Source organism: Lysinibacillus sp. FW301-JW8, assembly GCF_058788755.1.
Genome location: NZ_JBYTBB010000014.1, coordinates 1 through 1,843, shown reverse-complemented (window position 1 = coordinate 1,843; position 1,843 = coordinate 1). Strand labels below are relative to the sequence as shown.

Here is a 1,843-nt window from a genome sequence, read left to right as displayed (position 1 = left end):
TTTCTGCATGAAAGCGGAGTGCAACGTAGCGGCAGTGCCACCGCAGTGTAGGGCAACGTAACGAAGGTTCTCTTCCCTGAAAAGCAGGGGCTGTTATTTTCTGCACGAAAGCGGGGTGCAACGTAGCGGCAGTGCCACCGCAGTGTAGGGCAACGTAACGAAGGTTCTCTCCCCTGAAAAGCAGGGGCTTTTATTTTCTGCACGAAAGCGGAGTGCAACGTAGCGGCAGTGCCACCGCAGTGCAGTGCAACGTAACGAAGGTTCTCTCCCCTGAAAAGCAGGGGCTTTTATTTTCTGCACGAAAGCGGAGTGCAACGTAACGGCAGTGCCACCGTAGTGCAGTGCAACGTAACGAAGGTTCTCTCCCCTGTATAGCAGGGGCTGTTATTTTCTATCTGATAGCGCAGGGCAACGTAGCGACAGCGTCTGTTTTCTGCACGAAAGTGTAGTGCAATACAAAGATGGCTACTTTAATCTTCTCTATGCAAGCTATCTTTAATAGAGACAGTTGAAAATTAAATATTTTAGGAAGTAATGAGAATAAGAAACGCTAGAATATTACTACTAAAAACAGGCCGTGTTAACCACTGCCTGTTTTTAAGATTTTAATACTTTATTTACCTCGTCGCGTACTTCAAAAATATCAAAAGGTTTTGTGAAATATCGAATAGCTCCTAAATCTAATGCTTCCTGAACGACTTCCAGTTCACCATAGGCAGTCATCATAAATACAGGAAGTTGTGGCCATTTCTCTTTTAAACACTTTAAAATTTCTATACCATCCATCCCTGGTATTTTCATGTCTAATAGGACACAATCCATGTCCTCTTCTGCATATTTTAGTGCCTCCATGCCATTAGCAGCCAAATATGTAACATAACCTTCCTTTTTCAATACTTCATTCAAAAGCAAACGAATTCCTTGTTGATCATCGACAATTAGTAATCGTTTCACATTTCATTCCGCCCTTTTTGAGTTATTATTCTTGCACAAAAACTTCCCTTAGTATGTATTATTCTCCTTTATTATCTTAATACCTTCTAGTATTATAAATTATCTGCTTTTGATTTATAGCCTCTTCAAACATATAATATTGTTTGAGGTGGGATTATGTCAAAAATTCTTACAACACAACTTAGTGGATTATTACAAAGAATAATACAAAGTGAAGAGGACGCTATTGAAGAAACAGCTCGATTACTTGCGCAAGCCGGGATCGGAGAAGGCAATGTCTATCTCGCATGCTTTGGCGAAATGCAGGTGGTTGAATTAAATGCATGTCACGCTGTAGAACGTTTTACGAAGCTAGTACCATGGTCAAAGGATACTATGCTTACAGAAGCTGATCGAGTATGTATTTTTACCCGTAGTGCAGAAGATAAAGAGGTCATTGCTTTGGCACAACAACTAAATGATCAATTTATTCCATTTGCAGCAGTTGCTTGTGAAGTAGCAGACTCTCAAAACTCACTGGCAGATTTAGCCTATACGTATATTTCTACACGCGTACGAGGTGGTTTATTACCAAATGATTTAGGTGAGCGTATTGTAATTCCACATGCTATTGCTGCCCTTTTTATTTATGAAGCAGTTAAAATGGCTTATGATGAAATGCTCGGCCTGATTGACGAAGAATTGTAAAGCAGCAGTTTTGAAATAGCCTTCAAAAAAAGAGTTGTCTCAGCATTTGAGACAACTCTTTTCATAGTGTTGAAAAATTAAATGGTCAAGGGACTCTTTGTGAACACTACTAAGTCAAATGAAGCTGATTTCCGTTCCAGGCTACTCGCTTTCCAGTGGGCGAGCGACGAGCCGCTTCCTGCGCTGACGCTCCGTGCAGGGT

General features: G+C 41.1%; 2 protein-coding genes. One reads left to right on the top strand and one right to left on the bottom strand.

The window, feature by feature from the left end; genetic code table 11:
- Positions 1-597: 597 nt before the first annotated feature.
- On the bottom strand, positions 598-954 hold the full coding sequence (locus AC3WOM_RS07880) for a response regulator (protein ID WP_492446030.1): 357 nt from the start codon (positions 952-954) through the stop codon (positions 598-600).
- 156 nt (positions 955-1,110) lie between these two features.
- Here AC3WOM_RS07880 and AC3WOM_RS07875 point away from each other — a divergent pair, with 156 nt between their 5' ends.
- Positions 1,111-1,641: a DUF2529 family protein gene (locus tag AC3WOM_RS07875; RefSeq protein ID WP_492446029.1), complete on the top strand. Its 531-nt coding sequence runs from the start codon at positions 1,111-1,113 to the stop codon at positions 1,639-1,641.
- The last annotated feature ends 202 nt before the right edge of the window (positions 1,642-1,843 follow it).